Consider the following 18,341-nt stretch of genomic DNA (forward strand, 5'->3'; position numbering starts at 1 on the left):
TTCACAGCACCTCTCTTGTTATTCTTTATTCGAGCAACATAGAAAAAAGTTCTACCATTCTTTATTTAATTGAGTTTACAAAAAAATAAAAAACAGCAGAACTTTATTCATTATCAACTTTAAAAACGTATATCTAAATTATACGATTCGGTAAATAGACAGAGAATGTAGTTCCTTCTCCAACAACACTTGATACAGAAATTTTACCATCATGGCCTTGAACAATATTTTTCGCAATCGCAAGCCCGAGTCCTGTTCCACCTTTTTTCCCACGTGTTCTTGCTTTATCAGCTTTATAGAAACGATCAAATAAAAATGGAATATCTTCTTCTGGAATACCAACGCCCGAATCTTGTACTTCAAAAATGAGACCATTATTTTTCGTATCAATTACAAGTGTTACATGTCCGCCTGCGTTCGTATGACGTATTGCGTTATCAATTAAATTCGTCAATACTTGTTCCATACGATCTGCATCAAACGGGTATTGTTCAATTGGATTTTTGAAATCAACTGTTAGTTCAACTTCTTTATCCTTTGCGATCCCTTGGAATTTACGACCAATTTTTTCAACAAACGGATGTATGTCCACTTCACCTATATGTAACTCTACATTACCACTTTCCATGCGTGCTAAATCTAATAATTCATTTACAAGTTTACCTAAACGAACGGATTCATCATAAATGATTTGAACAAACTCATTAATTTCTTCTTTCGTTTGCACAATATCATCTAAAATTGCTTCACTATACCCTTGCAGCATGACCATCGGTGTACGAAGTTCATGCGATACATTCGCAATAAAGTCTTGACGCATCTTTTCAAGACGACGTTCTTCCGTCATATCTCGCAGTACTGCTACAGCCCCGCGAATTTTCGTTTGATTGTAGAGCGGCGTCATAAGAACTACATAGTTCCCTTTTTGTAAATTAATTTCAACAACTTGTTGTTGTTCGCTTTCTACAACGAGATGGAATAGTTCAACAAGTTCAGAAGGCAGTTTTTTACTGAGCTCTATCTCTTTTTCTTCTTGCCAAACTTGTAAGAAATGTTCAGCCGGCGGATTGATTACTACAACTTCACCTTCTTGATTTAATGTAATAACCCCATCTGCCATACTACTCAAAATACTTGCTAACTGTTCTTTCTCTTGCTGCAGGGCATTCATATTAAACTTCAACTGTTTCCCCATTTGATTTAAGGCCGTTGCAAGCTCACCAATCTCGTCCTGAGATACCATAGGGGCTTTCGCATCAAACTTCCCACGCGACACTTCAAAAGCAACCTCACGCATTTTACGAAGTGGTGCTGTAATTCGAGTAGATAAGAAGAATGCAAAGAAAGTTGTTAATATAATCGCAATCCCTGCTGATAAGAATATAAAATCAGTCGTTCTTTCCATACCTTGTATCGGCACTTGTAAAGATTCGTACACAAACACTGCACTTTGATTTTTTGATTGCACTGGTTTTCCGACAATCATAATATCATTTTCAGTATTTTTATTCTTTCTACTATTAGAGGCTTTTCTAATGTTATTCTTAATTTCTTTTTTGTCTGTAAACACAGCCGCTAATTCTTTATCTTCTTTTAAGTCATCCATTGTAAGAGTGACTAAGCCTTCTTGTTTCGGTGAAGAAGAGATTTCTTTACCATCTTCTACAATAATAATCCTTGAAAGTGGATCAGAGAATTTGTAAGCGATATTCTCAATCGTTTTTACATCGGCACCTTCTTCAATTAACTCTGAAACACTTGTTGCGACTTTTTGAAGCCTAGCTTCACTCATATCAACATAATACGTTCTAAAAAACTGTGAAAGTAAAATCGCAACAAATCCAAGAACAAACGAAACGAGAAGTAATATGGTCATCCATAACTTCCCTACTACACTTCTCCAAAGCATCAGTCGTTCACAACCTCAAATTTGTAACCTACACCCCAAACAGTAACAATCATTTTCGCTGCATCTGGTGATTTTTTGCTTAACTTCTCACGTAAACGCTTTACATGTGTATCAACTGTACGTAAATCTCCGAAGAATTCATATTGCCATACTTCTTTTAACAGTTGCTCACGATCGAATACTTTATCAGGAGCTTTCGCTAAAAATAATAGTAACTCATATTCTTTCGGCGTTAAGTTTACTTCATTGCCATCTGCAGTAACACGGTGTGCATCGTTGTCAATTGTTAAGTGCGGGAATACAGTAACATCTTTTGTCGTTGTATCTTGTGTAAAGAATGTTGTTGGTACAGCACGACGTAATACCGCTTTCACACGTAGCACGACCTCACGTGGACTAAATGGCTTTACAATATAATCATCTGTTCCAACTTCAAATCCTTGTACTCTATTTACTTCTTCACCTTTTGCTGTCAGCATAATAATTGGTGTCGCTTTCTTCTCACGAACCCCTTTACATACTTCAATGCCATCTTTACCAGGCATCATAAGATCTAATAAGATTAAATCGTAATCATTTTGTAACGCCATTTCTAAAGCTGTATCACCATTATCTGCTTCTTCAATTGTGTATTGTTCTCTTTCTAAGTACATTTTCAATAAACGACGAATACGATCCTCATCATCTACAATTAAAATTCTTGATTCATTTTCCATCTCTACCCGCTGCGTACTCTCACTTCAGCGGTTCACACCTACCCTTCTTTACTATTATGTTGCGCTATTCTCGTTTATTTAAGCAATCTTCTAAATGTTTCACTTCCCATATTATGCTTCACAAGAATAATAAATTTTGTTCAATTTTTTTCCAAAACTATGTATTTTTTTTGAACAGTATATAATGTCCTCGACATCATTTTACAAAATCAACCGCTACTTTGTCATGTTTTTCTCAAAAAAGAAGAAAAGTTGACAAAAATAAAATAGGAAAGTGACATGCACTCTCCTATTTTATTTCTCTATGCATATGAATGTAAACCGGCAATAATTAAGTTTACTACAATAAAGTTAAACATAATAATTGCAAAACCAATTACTGCAAGCCAAGCTGATTTCTCTCCATGCCACCCTTTAGATAATCGTAAATGTAGTACTGCAGCATAAAAAAGCCACGTTATAAGTGCCCAAACCTCTTTCGGATCCCAGCCCCAAAAACGCGTCCACGCTATTTGAGCCCAAATCATTGCAAAAATTAACGCTCCTAATGTGAAAACTGGGAATCCAATTGCAATAGATCGATATCCGATTTCATCTAGTAAATCACTATTCGTATTCTTTACTAACGGCTGAAGTGCTGCCGATACTCGCTTCCGTAAAACAAGTCTTAATACAATATAAAGTAATGTTCCAACTAATACTGACCAAATAACAGTATTTAATTTCTTCGCATTTACAATCGCTGGAACTTCAACTGCCGGTTCTAATTTATTTTCTGTCAGTAACTTCCCTTCATGCGGTCCAACTAAAGCCGGAAGATTGTACTTCATTTCCAGTTGCTGTTCATTTTTATCAACCCATTGAAACTTCGCTTCATATTTCATACTAGAAAATACCGTTGTTACTCCAATAAATCCAACTGTACAAACAAGTGTAAATACTACCGTCTCTAGCCAAAATGTCCGTTTACTTCTCGTTGATTGATCTACATTTTTTAATAAATACATAACGCCCGTAATAAAACTAATCGCTAAAATTGCTTGTCCTGCTGCTGCAGTCGTCACGTGAATATGTAACCAATTACTTTTTAAAGATGGAATAAGCGGAGATATTTCCCTCGGAAACATACTTGCATAGGCAATTAATAAAAGCGCAACTGGTAATGCAAATAGTCCAATTATACTTACACGGTACATAAAATACATTACAATAAATGCTCCTACAAGCATCATGCCGAAAAATGTACCGAATTCAAAAAAGTTACTAACTGGTGCATGCCCTGATGCGATCCACCTTGTAACAAAATATACTGTTTGTGCTATAAACCCTAAAATTGTAATTGTTATTCCTACATTTGCCCATTTATGACCCTTTTCTTTAATGGCTCCACCAAAAAATAGAGTCGCAATTAAATATAAAATAAATGCGGTAAAGAGAAAGTTACTACTTATTTGCACCATATCGTTTCCCCACCTTAACTAATTTTTTTATCGATTACTTTATCATTTGGCTGTGGAATTGCTGTACCTTCTATTACTCTTTCAATATCTTTCTTTAAACCGAACCAATTTTTATTCGTATGCCCTGCAATCCACCATTCATCATTAACACGTTGTATCCAAATACGGCGATGATTCCAATACATACCTTGAATGACACCAACCATAAATATAAACCCTCCAATACCGAGAATCCAAAGCGTTAAATCTTTTCTTACAGTAAGTGCTGTTGCATTTTGCATTTCAACACCTACAAACGACATTTTATATTTGTTGTTTCCATCAGGTTCTATATTTTGCTGAATACCAACAAAACTCACTTCACCATCTGGTGTTTCAGGTGTAAACATTTTAAATACAAATGCAGGATTGTTCGGTAATTTCGTTTTTGTATTTAGTTTTCCATTCTCATCAAAATAAAAATCAGGAAAATAGCTTAATAGTTCTAGAGAATAACCATTTCCTAAATCATATTTTTCCTTAGGATTCGTTAAATCTACTTTAATCGGTCCCCATTTTTGATTATTTTCTTTATTTTGCAAGTTGAAGGACATACTTTTAAATTCACTTTCTTTATAATCCACTTGATACACTGCAAATTGATCAAATTTCAGTGGTTCATTTACTCGAATTTCCGCTTCTTTTACTTTTTCCAACTTTGGTTTTTGCCCTGCTATATTTTCGCCCACAGCTTTATATAATACAGCATTCGTTTGGAAGTTTTTCGCAATCATTTTATCGCCTACACGATCAATCGCTTCCTCAAAAACTTCCTTGTCCTTACTTTTATCATAAACTTCTTTTATAAATTTCTCGTTTTTTAAGTAGTATTGTCCATCCGTCCCTGGTATTTCTTTCGTTTCACCATCACGTAACCAAAGTGCTTCGTCTACGTACATACTCGGTAAAAAACGAAGCATCGCACCGAATAAAAAGATAATAAGACCGATATGATTTACATATGGACCCCAACGCGAGAAGCGTCCCTTTTCTGCTAAAACGTTTCCGTCTTCCACTTTCACGTTATAGTTTCTTTTCTTTAAATTCTTTTGCACTCTTTCCAGGTCACCATCTTTCGGTGTACCAGTCCCATATAATCTCTGTCTCTTTAAAAAGCTAGGATGTCTTTTTACGCCTTGCTTTTTTAAAGCTTTATAAAGTGGAATAACGCGGTCTAAACTACATATCACAAGTGAAATACCGATAGAAGCAATCAAAATCATATACCACCATGAACCGTATAAATTATTAAATCCTAATTGATAGTATAATTGCCCTAAAAATCCGTATTCTTGTTTATAATATTCAGCTGGTGCAATCCCTGGAGTTATGTACATTTCTTGCGGAAAAATAGTTCCTATCGCTGATGCAGCTAAAGTTATTACGATTAGCCATACACCCACTTTTACAGAAGAGAAAAAGCTCCAAATTTTATCGACTATCGTTTTTGTTTGCGTGAGAGATCTCCGTGCACTCCCCTCATAGCGCATATCCAATAGTTTTGCATTTTCATTGCTTTCAAATGGTTTCCCGCAAGCTTCACAAAAAACGGTTCCTATCGGATTAACATGTCCACATTCACATTTAATTTCTTTCAACACTCTCACCGCCCCTGTCTCTATATGTACTATTGTATATTCTAACCTTGAGTTACCGCAATACTCAGAATTTTTAAACCAGAGGCACTATAGACACGCACCTCTTATGTAAAGGCTTTCTTTATTACGGAGTAATTTTCTTTAAATACCCTTCTAACTGTTCTTTCGTTTGTTCACCTATAATTTGCTCCACTACTTTTCCATCTTTATCAATCAAAAAGCTTGTCGGTAATGGACCTACTCCATATGTTCCTATAATCTTTTGTCCTTTATCAATAGCAACTGGGAATTTCAAACCATATTGGTTCACAAAGTTCTTTACTGCAATATCCGTTTCATCCGCATCTAACGCTATGATTTCAACGCCTTTTTCTTTATACTTTGGATATAATTCATTCATATAAGGCATTTCTTTTTCACAAGGTTTACACCACGTACCCCAAAAGTTTAAAAATACACCTTTTCCCTTTAAATCTTTTAGTTCAATTTTCTTCCCTTCTAAATCCGTCACAACAAAGTTAGGTGCTTCTTTTCCGATTTGCATTTTCTCTTTATTAGCAAAGAATCCTTGATAAAGGGTAAATCCTACAGCACCACATAAAATGAGTAGAATAATAACGCGAAATAATAAGCGATTTTTCTTCATATTACCTCTCCTCTCCTCGGTAAATGTTATGTATTATCTTCTGTAAATGTTGTATTGAATAAATCACCAGCAGAGCACTCCACTGGTGAATTTTTAACTCTATAGCTTATCTTGGCTTTGTAGAAGCAAGCGCGCGTAATTGTTTCACCTCATGTGGTGTCAATTCTCTCGCATCACCAGGTCGCAGGCTTCCTACTTCTAAGAAAGCATAACGTTCACGTTTTAATTTCACTACTTTACAGTCTAACGCTTCAAACATACGACGTACTTGACGGTTACGTCCTTCATGAATTGTTAATTGTACAATAGCCATTTCTTTACGCTTGTCCCAAGAAATAATTTTCACATGTGCTGGTGCTGTTTTACCGTCTTCTAGTGCAACACCGCGTTCTAACATGCGAATTTTCTCACCTGTTAATGGGCCTTTTATTTTTGCAACATACGTTTTTTCAACTTTATATTTAGGATGCATTAATATATTTGCGAAGTCCCCGTCGTTTGTCATTAATAATACTCCTGACGTATCATAATCTAGACGTCCGATTGGGAATAAACGTTGTGTAATTTCAGGGAAAAAGTCTGTTACAACACTTCTACCTTTATCATCTGATACACTTGAAATTACACCAGTTGGTTTATATAGTAAAAAATAAACAGGTTCTTCTTTTTCAAGAGGGATGTTATTTACTTCTACTTTATCTTGAGGAGTTACTTTTGTTCCTAACTCTTTCACTATTTTTCCGTTAACTTTCACTTTTCCTTGCTGAATTAATTCCTCAGCCTTTCTTCTCGATGCAATACCTGCTTGCGCAATCACTTTTTGTAATCGTTCCATTTCTTTTTTTCACCTCGAATTTATCTTACCTTACATTAGAAAGACTTGGCAACCGCATACGCTTTACGGTTATTCGCTCCATCTCACTTAAACAACATAGCGATGATATTAAACATATAAAGGTCAAATCATGTTTTTATCCTTTATTATTGTCCATATTTTTCATATTTCTCACAATAAAAGTTCATCATTTTGTCAAAAATACCACATAAAAAAACCACTATTAAGCTACACCTTAATAGTGGTCGTATACGTATTATACGCGAAATAGCATAAAAAATGAATAGCTTTACTGAAACAATAGGGAAACAAAGACAATCGAGCAAATAATTCCGATTAAATCTGCAAAAAGACCTACTTTTAATGCATCTCCCATTTTTCTAATACCAACAGCTCCGAAGTATACTGTTAAAATATAAAAAGTCGTATCTGTACTCCCTTGCATCGTAGAAGCTAATCTCCCAATGAATGAGTCTGGCCCATATGTGGCAATTAAATCAGTCGTAATACTTAGACCAGCAGAACCTGAAATAGGGCGTATTAGTGCTAATGGAACGATTTCTGCTGGAACATGAATTAAATCTAGCATTGGCTTCATTACTGATATCATTGCATCTAGCGCACCTGAAGATCGGAATATAGAAATAGAAACAAGCATTCCAACCATAAACGGTAAAATGGAAATTGCAATTTGAATCCCTTCTTTTCCTCCCTCAACGAACGATTCATACGTCGGCACTTTCTTTATCGTGCCATATAAAAGGATAAAACCAATTACACAAGGGATTACCCATAAAGAAATTGTATTTACAATACTCATTTTTTCCGCCCCTTTCTACTCCTTCTTCGGTAAAAATAGCGGTCAATCCAAATCGCTCCAATCATAGAAAGTACTTGTGCAATAAATGTTACCCCAACAATTTCAGTAGGATTGGCTGATTCATACGTCATTCGAATTGAAATGACTGTCGTAGGAATTAATGTAATAGCTGATGTATTTAATGCTAGAAACGTCACCATAGAACGGCTCGCCGAATCCTTTCCTCCATTTAACTCTTTTAGTTGTTCCATCGCTTTAATACCAAGAGGGGTTGCTGCATTACCTAGACCAAAAAAGTTTGCCATCATATTTGATAGAATAAATCCCATGGACGGATGGTCCTTTGGTATTTCTGGAAACAACCTTTTTACTATCGGCATAAAAAGTGAAACTAATTTTTTTAACAATCCGGCTTCCTCTGCAATTTTCATTAAACCAAGCCAAAATACTAAAACACTAATAAGTCCTATACAAATCGTTACTGCATCTTTTGCTCCGTCAAATACAGCCTTATTCACTTCTTCCATCGTTCCATTTATCATGGCGTATACAATCCCAATGACAGCCATCGCTACCCATACGAGATTAACCATCGTTCCCAACACCTATCATGTAAGAAAAAATTTCTTTCACATTATTCCAGTAAAGTCCCGTTGTAGCTACTAACTTCCGTTTACTATAAAATAAATTCCGTTCTCCAACTTTCTCATTGCCAACATAAACATCTGTCTTTCCAACCTTTACTCCATCCTCAAGCGTTATACTTTTATCCAGTTCAACTTTTAATAACACGTTCTTTCTTTCCTCTTCAGTTAACGGCACGGAAAAACTATTTTTCGTATAAACATGGTTGGCATACTTCTTTTCATTTATTTCAGCAATTGCTCCTTGTCCTAAAACTTTCGTTTGCTTGAAACGTTCGAATCCTTTGTCAAATAGATTCATATGATCATCCCAATCACTAGAAGCACTCAAAGTTACGACAATTAAATCTAGTCCATCTTTTGATGCCGTTGTAACAAGCGTTCTTCCTGCTTTCTTCGTAAAGCCTGTTTTTCCTCCTGTTGCAAATTCATAATAAGACGTTACCAACTTATGTTTATTTTTCCACGGGTAATCCCAAGAATCGGATTTATACGTTTTTGTTCCAAAGATTTTTTTAAATGACTCGTTTCCCATTGCATACTTCGTTAATAACGCCATATCGTAAGCCGACGAATAATGTGATCCATCTCCATCTAAACCATGAGGGTTTGAAAAGTGAGTATCTTTCATTCCAATTTCTTTCGCCTTTTCATTCATTAAATATACGAATCCATCTATACTCCCACCCACACTTTCAGCAATTACTTGCGCTGCGTCATTACCAGATCTAAGCATGAGTCCGTATACTAAATCTTCTAACTTCACTTTTTGTCCAGGCTTTAAATAGATTGCTGATCCTTCCACCCTCACCGCTTCATTGCTAACTGACACCATTTCTTTCATCTTCCCTGATTCAGCAGCTAACAAGGCAGTCATAATTTTTGTTATACTAGCAATTTTTTGAGGTTCATGTTCTGCTTTTCCGTATAATACACGACCAGACTGTTGCTCCATTAATACAGCATTTCGAGCACTGACATTGCTGTTCATCTTTGCATATGTAGGAATTGGCATAACGCTTGCGTACATAATAAGAAGCGTAATGATTACACAAATTCGTCTCATATTTCCCCCCACGTCCTTTTGGCACTTTTTGTACAAGTGTATGCTTGGCCTTTTAAAATATGAACGAAATCTTCCTTCTGCTTCCATTAAAAAAGACGCAGAGAATTTGCGTCTAATATGGTGTCCATTCAATTTGTTTCGCAGTTTCAAACCTTTTTTCTACATCAGGCCAATTTACAACATTCCACCAGTTTTTAATATATTCATCTTTTCGATTTTGGTATTGTAAATAATACGCATGTTCCCAGACATCTAGTACAAGGAGTGGTATCGTATCCCATTGTGTAAATAATTGATGAAGTGTACTTTGCAAAATTTCTAACCTTCCAGACCGGGGCACCCAAACGAGAATTGCCCAGCCTGAACCTTCTACTTTAGAGGCCGCTTCTGTAAAATGTTTTTGGAAACGTAAAAAGCTCCCAAAATCTTGTTCGATTTGTTGTGAAAAAGCACCTCTTGGACTTCCACCACCGTCTTTTTTCATGTTATTCCAAAATATCGTGTGTAAGTAATGACCTGACCCATGAAAAGCCGCTTCTCTTTCCCAATGCTTAATTAAATCAAATTGATTTGTTTTTCTCGCTTCTTCCATCATCTTCTCTGCTTTATTTAACCCTTCCACGTAACTCCGATGATGTTTATCATGGTGTAACATCATAATTTCTTTAGAAATATACGGTTCTAACGCATTATACGGATAAGGTAATGGCGGGAGTGTATGTCCTCCAATTGGAACAGCTCGTTCGCTATCCCCTCTTTCATATAATTCATATTCCTCTTCTTCTTGCATAAATACTTCCTGCAAGTGATGCTGAATATGTTCTACATCATCACTTATTTCATACATAAACTCTGCATCTGTTTCATACTCATGCTCTTTCATACGCTCTAACAACGTCTGAATTTTATAAGCAAGCATATGGACATCATACACTTCCATTGCACGGCTATCTAATACGTGAAGAACACTTTCACACCAATTTTCTACTTCATGAAAGTAATCTGTAAATACACCTTGCTGATTCATGTTGCACCTCCCTAATGCTATCCACTTAACTATATTCAATGAAAATCCCTTATATAACTGTACAAAAGGAAAAGAAGCTAAGTCACCTTAGCTTCTTTTCCGCAATCAATATTTGTGTAACATCTTTGTCTGATAATCCGTCTCATAATATTCTAGTTCTTCACGCATCAATTGAAATTTACCTTCTAAACTCTTCATCACTTGCCCCAAAGATGCAGGTGGTGTTTGTTGAAAAACGATAGAATTTTTTCCTGTATATGCAGACCGACTATTTTCATACCAATAATCACTCTTCGGTGAAAAAAACTCTGCAATTACTTGATGGTAAATCTTATATAAAATTTTTTCAGCTGCTGTTTTTCGAAATGGCTGACTATTCAACAAAACAAAACATGCATCATGTCCTTCTTCGCAAAAAACGAGAAGTCGTCTCATTGATGCTAATAACCCTTTATAATATTGCTCGTTCCCTGCCGGTGTCTCCTCTAATAAAGAAGGCAACGTATGATAATTTACATAATTGGTTATTAAATGAATAGCATCTTCTAAAAATATAGAAACTTGCTCTGTTTGATTTTCAACCATCAAATTAGACATTTTTCTCTCTCCTTTGCCATTTTACGCTATTTCTACTCTTTTATTTTTATGTAATTCAGCCAATATTTCTTGTACTTTCAACACCGTTCCCTCATCAAAATATTGTTGAAATTCTTCCATATTATTTAAATACAAACGTTTTTGCGCACGAAGCTCCCTATCTTTCACTAAACAACATATCGCTACAATATCGCGCAAATATATGTGTTGTTCTTCTACTTTATACACTGGATTTCCTTCAAAAGGAGTAATTTCTTGTAAAACTTCTTCAAAATATCGAACGTATAAAACCGAAAAAGTTTTCTCTTTATCATTTAATATATATGTCACTTCAGATCTGTTAAAAAAATCCTCTGATGTATTAGGTTTCGCTTTTTCTAACTCATATCCTACATAACCTTTTATAATCATATACTCCCCCCTCCTCCTTCTTTTATCTTATTCTAACTTAATTTTCTGATAAACAAAATATTCTTTTAAATATACCTATATAAAAAATAGCTCCCCTATACAGGAATTTACCTTTTTATTTTTCTTGAAGTTTGTCATAATAATATTATTGTCTCAGTTTTCTTACACAAGGAGAGTTGTATTTATGTCGTTTTCATGGAAACGTTTCTTACAAATCGGGAAAATTATCTTCCCATTTGTTGTATTAACAATTGTATTCTTTCAAGCAAAAAAAGAATTAGCGGGCATTTCTTTTTTAGAAGCGATTGATACAATTAAAAACATTCCAACTGGAGGAGTCTTTTTAGCAATTACACTTGGTGCATTCGCTGTATCAACAATGTTCTTTTATGACTATGTTATGCTTCGTTACTTAAAAGCTGATATTCCTGTCCAAAAGATTTTCCGTATCTCGTGGATTGCTAATACTTTAAATGGATTTATCGGGTTTGGTGGTCTCGTTGGAGCCGGCGTACGCACAATGCTTTATCGTCCATACATAAAAGAAAATGGAAAACTTATTAAAAGTATCGCTTGGATGACAACTGCCTTTATTAATGGATTAGCCATTCTTTCATTTCTTGGTCTTATCGGAATATTAGACACGAGATTTATTTTGCATGAAAAACCATGGCTATGGCCTGTTCTTATCTTCTTTGCTCTTTTCGTTCCTATATATATCGGGTTTTCTAAATTAAAAAATAGAAAAGCGACGCAAACAGAGGGACAAGAAGAAGAGGAGAAAAACCCAACCGTTTTATACTCATTAGTTTCATTAGTCGAATGGGTATCTGCTGGTATTGTTATGTACGTCATATTATTATTATTTGGCATTGAAATCGAATTCCAAAAGTTTTTAGGCGTATATGTCATTGCTGCTTTAGCTGGTGTCGTTAGTCTTGTTCCTGGTGGCCTTGGATCATTTGATCTTGTCTTCTTAACTGGGCTTGGGCAATATGGCATCGATACAGGTGTTTTACTCCCTGCTATGTTATTATATCGTCTCGTCTATTACATCTTACCATTCTGCCTTGGTCTCATTTTTGCAGCTTTTGAAATGACAGGAGTAGCCATTAAAAAGTTTGAAGATAAACCTTTTATTGCGCCTGCATTAGAGACAACTGGTGTTATATGGACTTTGCAGCGTGACTTTCTAGGAAAGTTAGGTTCTTGGGCATCTGCTGCTTTAACAGTATTTGCTGGCTTAATGGTTATTTTATCAACCATTCTACCGACAAGTATAAATCGGGCACACGCCTTACATATTCTAGCTCCAAAACACCTTATTCAATTTTCTTTTAGCTTATCGCTAACATTCGGTATTCTCCTACTCATTCTTTCACGGGGGATATATTACGGAACAAAACGTTCTTATTATATGACGATTGTTTCTTTAATTGGAGCGGCTATTTTTAATACACTAAAAGGAATTGATGTTGAAGAAACGTTTATTTTATTAATCGTACTCGCTGTATTGTATATGCTTCGTAAAAGGTTTGTACGTGAGAAAATGGAAGTCTCACTTTCCGATATCGTAAAAGTTTTTATATTCCTACTTGTAACGTTATATTTATATAAAAACTTAGGTATTTTATTTGCAGGTGCAAAGGAAGCTTTCAAACCTGATTTTGTCGTTCGTAATATTACACAAGTGAAACGAAGTGCATTAGCAGCTGCCTTTTTTGTTCCTACTTTTTTACTAATTGGTTCACTCATTGCAAATCGTTATCGAAATGAATTTCCCGGGCAACCAGCTAATGATAAAAGATTACAAAACTTCTTAGATGAACATGGTGGAAACGTACTTAGTCATTTAGGTTTTTTAGGAGATAAGCAGTTCTTTTTCAGTAGTGATGGAAAAGCACTCATTCTCTTCTCAATAACTGGAAAACGACTTATTGTACTAGGTGATCCAATTGGGGACCCTTCCTCCTATCGTACTGTACTGCAAGAGTTTTTAGCTGAGGCTGATCGATTTGGATACATTTGTGTATTCTACCAAATTGAAAGTAAATGGATGAGTTTATATCACGATTTTGGTTATAACTTCTTTAAGCTCGGTGAAGAAGCTGTTGTTGATTTAAATACATTTACAATAACAGGAAAGAAACGCGCTGGCATGCGAGCTACTTTCAACCGTTTTGAAAGAGAAGGCTATACATTCTCTATTCACGAGCCACCTTTCTCAGACGAATTATATGAAGAGTTAAGAAAAGTTTCAGATGCATGGCTTGGTGGAAAAAAAGAGAAAGGTTTTTCACTCGGATACTTCGATCGTGAATATATTAGTCGTGCCCCTATCGCAACATTATCTGATGCAGATGGAAAAATTATTGCATTCACAACATTCATGCCCGTATATCAAAACGGATCATTATCTGTCGATTTAATGCGATATTATCCCGATGCGCCTAGCGGCATTATGGACGCAATTTTCATCCACTTATTCCAATGGGCAAAAGAAAATGAATACCACTCCTTTAATATTGGTATGGCACCACTTTCAAATGTTGGTTTATCCACACAGTCTTTCTGGTCTGAACGAGTGGCTGCTGCAATCTTTAATAACGTTCGTTATACGTATAGTTTCAGCGGATTACGACATTTTAAAGAAAAATATAAACCAGCATGGAGCGGTAAATATTTAGCATTTAGGAAGAATCATTCTTTACCAATTACAATGCTCTCTGTAACAAAATTAATAGGAAAAAGAAAAAACAGCTAAATTCTTAGCTGTTTTTTCTTTTTTGAACTTGTACAATAAATTCTTTTTCATACTTCTTACCATTTATATAGAAATTCCCCCACATTTTATACGTGCCCTCGGCAGGAAATGTAATCCGGTATTGTAATTGCTCATCCGTATCTACAGGCATAGCGTATAAAAAGTTCTCCTTCGTTTCATCCACGATATAGAGTGACTCTACTTCTCCTCTCTCTGAATGTAATTTCAATTTTTCACCCTTTTTCGCTTGAAACTGAAATGTTAACGTAACTGGTTCATTCGGATGTAATGCGCCAAATAAAAGAGAAACTTCATACTCTCCTATTTTTTTTGTAAGTACACTGTCGATTGGAAATTTCACTTTTTTCTTATTGTTCTCCTCTTTCGTTCTACCAAAATCTTTCCTAGCGAATGACTCTACGGACTTATTTTTATCTTCGTATAAAAATATTGTATATTCTTCGTCTTTCGCTATTTTGGAAGATAACTTATATGACCCGTTCCCTGCAAATGTAGGTTTAATTTGTTGTATGTGTTTTAACTGTCCATCTACAATCACTGCCCGAATTTGATCATTTAAACCACGAATTTCATTATTCTTTTTGTTTAACAACTGAAATACAATATCTACTTTCTCATTTCCCTTTCCATTTGACACATCCCACTTTACTTCCTGAACATCTCCTACAGTCTCTTCGTTTTCTTGATATTTTTTTATGTAAAATCCTCCTGCCACAATAAGTACTAACGCAATAAGCCCAATGACAAGATTTTTCAAAACATCACCTACCATTTTTATTGTCTCTGTTCATACAAAACTTCTTAAGGTATATATTCTAGATTATGATTTATGAAATCCTCCTATTTTGCACATATTACAAATAATAAAAAGATTTTAATTGAAAGGATTCGTAGTGTATAATGCAAATGATATTGATTTCTATCAATACATTATAAGGAGGACTTTTCATGAGTGTACATATCGAAGCAAAACAAGGCGAAATCGCTGAATCTATTCTATTACCTGGTGATCCATTACGTGCAAAATATATCGCTGAAACATTTCTAGAGGATGTTACTTGCTATAATAACGTACGTGGTATGTTAGGTTTCACTGGAACTTATAAAGGAAAACGTGTATCTGTTCAAGGTACAGGTATGGGTGTTCCTTCTATTTCTATTTATGCAAACGAATTAATCCAAAGCTACGGAGTTAAAAATTTAATTCGCGTTGGAACTTGCGGTGCAATTCAAAAAGATGTAAAAGTTCGTGATGTTATTATCGCAATGACGGCTTGTACTGATTCTAATATGAACCGTTTAACATTCCCAGGATTTGATTTTGCACCAGCTGCAAACTTTGATCTTTTAAAGAAAGCTTACGATGCTGGAACTGAAAAAGGATTACACGTTCGTGTCGGTAACGTTTTAACAGCAGATGTGTTTTATCGTGAAAGCATGGACATGGTTAAAAAACTTGGAGATTACGGTGTATTAGCAGTAGAAATGGAAACAACTGCTCTTTACACATTAGCAGCGAAATACGGTGTAAATGCATTATCTGTATTAACAGTTAGCGATCACATCTTCACTGGCGAAGAAACAACATCTGAAGAGCGTCAAACTACATTTAACGAAATGATTGAAATCGCTTTAGATGCAGCAATTCAACAATAATACACTAAAGAACTTGTCATACGTCTGGCGAGTTCTTTTTATGTGACTTTTTATAAATAACTATTTCATAAAGAGACAGATTTCTCCCCTCTACTTTCTTGTAACGTTTGTTATAATAAAGTGAAACTTTAATCAGTGGGGATTTTTCCCATTCCCCACTGATTATTAGTTGAACCAATCAGGATTTTACGGGCAGTTGATCTCCCGCCTAACTCCCTTGTATTTGCCGAATTTTGAAGTAGGAGTCTTATTACCCGTTAAAGCGGGATAAAGAAATCATTTACAGTATTTCTCATAAGAGGTGACGCAGTGAAAAACAGAAGTATCGTCTTTAAACTATTTTTATTAACATCAACTTTATTTACAATCATATTCCTACTTTTTTTCCTAGGACAATCTCTATTTTTAGAGAAATTTTATATTAATAAAAAAGTAAAAACAGTTCAAACTGCTTTTGAAAAATTCGTAGATAATTATGACAAAAGTGATAAAAGTTATGAGAAAATTAGAAAACTAAAACAAGAATTTCATGATAAAACAAATGCCGATATGCAGTTTTTGGATTCTAACGGTATTATTAAAAGTGATAACAATTACTATATCGATGTATTTAATCCCAACAATAATAAACAGTATTCCATTCCACTCAATAATCTTTTAACACCAGAAGAATATAATAAATTCGAAAATTTAGGTTTAAAAAAAGATGTAATAATTAATGTTGATGGAGTCGTACAAGAGAATAATATAATCACACCACAAAAATTAGGAACGAATTATAATCAATGGCAAAACGAACATTTCTATTCGGATTTTCAGTCGATTAATGGTAATCCTTCCAAGAATAGACTTGCAAGCCGATACAAATCTACAACTCGCATCGTCTTTACAGGTGTTATAACTAAGTTACAGCTCCCATCAAAAGCTGAGGTTCGTCTTGCAAATGATATTGAAACATTACAAGCCGTTCAATATTTTGCAGATATTATTAGAGATGGCACTTCTAACTCGAACCAATTAAACACGTTCATATTAGATGGTGGCGAAAATATAAAAAATAGTATCTTTGTAAAACCGATTATAGAAAACGGAAAGATTACAGAATATGCTTTTGCGATAGCATCTTTGCAGCCCGTTAATGAAGCGATGCTCGTTTTAAAAGACTATTATGTTTATGCCTTAATCATCGTGTTTCTCGTTATTATTTTGTTATCCTTCTACTACTCAAAAATCATTGTTAAGCCATTAATTAAAATAAATCGTGTTACAAAAAAAATGGCCAATTTTGATTTCAGCGAGAAATTACCTGTTACAGCTGACGATGAAATTGGCGGGCTTTCTGGCAGTATCAATACATTATCTGTAAATTTAAAAGATCGAATCGATCGATTAAATGTCGCTAATACAAAGTTACAACAAGATATTGAACGTGAACGTCAATTAGAAAAAACAAGAAAAGAATTCATTTCTGGCGTGTCACACGAATTAAAAACACCACTGAGTGTAATTAGAAGTTTTGCAGAAGGAATTAAAGATGGTGTTAGTAAGGATACTTCGTATTATACTGATGTTATTTTAGAAGAAACAGAAAATATGAACAGGCTGATTGTTGAAATGTTAGAATTAGCAAAGTTGGAATCTGGTACTTACAAACTAGATATGACGACGTTCTCGATCGGTGAATTAACGCAACAAGTCTACACAAAATTATTATTTAGCATGGAAGAAAAACATTTACAAGTGAATGTCGATGCAGACCCTTCTATACTTGTTAAAGCAAATCGTAGCCGTATTGAGCAAGTAGTTGTGAACTTACTAAGTAATGCAATCCGTTATACGCCAGATGGAGAAAAAATACAAGTCTCTATTATAGAAGCAGAAGATACCGTAAAAGTCGAAATCGAAAATACAGGAAACCCTATCCCTGAAGAAAGTCTTGAAAAAATTTGGGATCGCTTCTATCGTCTAGATGCATCACGTAGCCGTCACACTGGAGGTACCGGTCTTGGATTATCTATTGTAAAAAACATTTTAGACCTCCATCATGCCGAATACGGTGTGTATAATACGACTAACAGTGTTGTATTCTATTTCAATTTACAAAAAGTAAAAGAAGTCAAATAATTTGTCTT

The 18,341-nt window shown here is 34.9% G+C and carries 16 protein-coding genes; 3 read left to right on the forward strand and 13 right to left on the reverse strand.

The annotated features are described in order from the left end of the window. Positions 1-133: 133 nt before the first annotated feature. The 12 genes from resE to ACO6VI_RS05200 form a co-directional block, all read right to left on the reverse strand. Entirely contained in the window at positions 134-1,909 is a 1,776-nt protein-coding gene (gene resE / locus ACO6VI_RS05145) for a sensor histidine kinase ResE (protein ID WP_000964683.1), read from the reverse strand. Then, on the reverse strand, positions 1,909-2,625 hold the full coding sequence (gene resD, locus ACO6VI_RS05150; protein WP_000426861.1) for a DNA-binding response regulator ResD: 717 nt from the start codon (positions 2,623-2,625) through the stop codon (positions 1,909-1,911). The genes resE and resD overlap by 1 nt, the downstream gene beginning before the upstream one ends. 302 nt (positions 2,626-2,927) lie before the next feature. Further along, on the reverse strand, positions 2,928-4,085 hold the full coding sequence (gene resC, locus ACO6VI_RS05155; protein WP_000250087.1) for a cytochrome c biogenesis protein ResC: 1,158 nt from the start codon (positions 4,083-4,085) through the stop codon (positions 2,928-2,930). A gap of 14 nt (positions 4,086-4,099) precedes the next feature. Further along, complete coding sequence (gene resB, locus ACO6VI_RS05160; protein WP_422423007.1) at positions 4,100-5,725, reverse strand: cytochrome c biogenesis protein ResB; 1,626 nt, start codon at positions 5,723-5,725, stop codon at positions 4,100-4,102. A 121-nt stretch (positions 5,726-5,846) separates the two neighbouring features. Continuing rightward, complete coding sequence (resA, locus tag ACO6VI_RS05165) at positions 5,847-6,368, reverse strand: thiol-disulfide oxidoreductase ResA (RefSeq protein ID WP_000742194.1); 522 nt, start codon at positions 6,366-6,368, stop codon at positions 5,847-5,849. Between the two features lie 106 nt (positions 6,369-6,474). Continuing rightward, positions 6,475-7,203, reverse strand: coding sequence for a 23S rRNA pseudouridine(2605) synthase RluB (gene rluB, locus ACO6VI_RS05170; RefSeq protein ID WP_000440553.1), 729 nt, complete (start codon positions 7,201-7,203; stop codon positions 6,475-6,477). A gap of 289 nt (positions 7,204-7,492) precedes the next feature. Further along, entirely contained in the window at positions 7,493-8,023 is a 531-nt protein-coding gene (gene spmB, locus ACO6VI_RS05175) for a spore maturation protein SpmB (RefSeq protein ID WP_000029514.1), read from the reverse strand. Further along, positions 8,020-8,616: a spore maturation protein SpmA gene (spmA, locus tag ACO6VI_RS05180; RefSeq protein WP_000247810.1), complete on the reverse strand. Its 597-nt coding sequence runs from the start codon at positions 8,614-8,616 to the stop codon at positions 8,020-8,022. Before spmA ends, spmB begins: the two co-directional genes overlap by 4 nt. Further along, positions 8,609-9,733, reverse strand: a complete 1,125-nt coding sequence (locus ACO6VI_RS05185; RefSeq protein ID WP_001252626.1) for a D-alanyl-D-alanine carboxypeptidase family protein — start codon at positions 9,731-9,733, stop codon at positions 8,609-8,611. Before ACO6VI_RS05185 ends, spmA begins: the two co-directional genes overlap by 8 nt. A gap of 112 nt (positions 9,734-9,845) precedes the next feature. After that, the gene (locus tag ACO6VI_RS05190) at positions 9,846-10,760 is read right to left on the reverse strand and encodes a superoxide dismutase (RefSeq protein ID WP_001075742.1); all 915 of its coding nucleotides are present in this window, start codon (positions 10,758-10,760) and stop codon (positions 9,846-9,848) included. Between the two features lie 105 nt (positions 10,761-10,865). Continuing rightward, on the reverse strand, positions 10,866-11,357 hold the full coding sequence (locus ACO6VI_RS05195) for a YpuI family protein (protein ID WP_000067551.1): 492 nt from the start codon (positions 11,355-11,357) through the stop codon (positions 10,866-10,868). Positions 11,358-11,378: 21 nt separating this feature from the next. Next, positions 11,379-11,768, reverse strand: coding sequence for a hypothetical protein (locus ACO6VI_RS05200; protein WP_000584358.1), 390 nt, complete (start codon positions 11,766-11,768; stop codon positions 11,379-11,381). Positions 11,769-11,952: 184 nt separating this feature from the next. On the opposite strand from ACO6VI_RS05200, the gene mprF reads away from it, so the two are divergent. Further along, entirely contained in the window at positions 11,953-14,532 is a 2,580-nt protein-coding gene (gene mprF, locus ACO6VI_RS05205) for a bifunctional lysylphosphatidylglycerol flippase/synthetase MprF (protein WP_000010853.1), read from the forward strand. Positions 14,533-14,536: 4 nt separating this feature from the next. Here mprF and ACO6VI_RS05210 read toward each other — a convergent pair whose 3' ends face one another. Continuing rightward, a complete protein-coding gene (locus tag ACO6VI_RS05210) occupies positions 14,537-15,325 on the reverse strand; it encodes a hypothetical protein (RefSeq protein ID WP_000232601.1) in 789 nt (262 codons plus the stop codon). 176 nt (positions 15,326-15,501) lie between these two features. On the opposite strand from ACO6VI_RS05210, the gene deoD reads away from it, so the two are divergent. Beyond that, entirely contained in the window at positions 15,502-16,209 is a 708-nt protein-coding gene (gene deoD, locus ACO6VI_RS05215) for a purine-nucleoside phosphorylase (protein WP_000110700.1), read from the forward strand. Positions 16,210-16,518: 309 nt separating this feature from the next. Further along, positions 16,519-18,333, forward strand: coding sequence for a sensor histidine kinase (locus tag ACO6VI_RS05220; protein WP_023521492.1), 1,815 nt, complete (start codon positions 16,519-16,521; stop codon positions 18,331-18,333). Positions 18,334-18,341: the final 8 nt, after the last annotated feature.

Source organism: Bacillus sp. PSXD-155 (genome assembly GCF_049310765.1).
Classification (GTDB): Bacteria; Bacillota; Bacilli; order Bacillales; family Bacillaceae_G; genus Bacillus_A; species Bacillus_A cereus.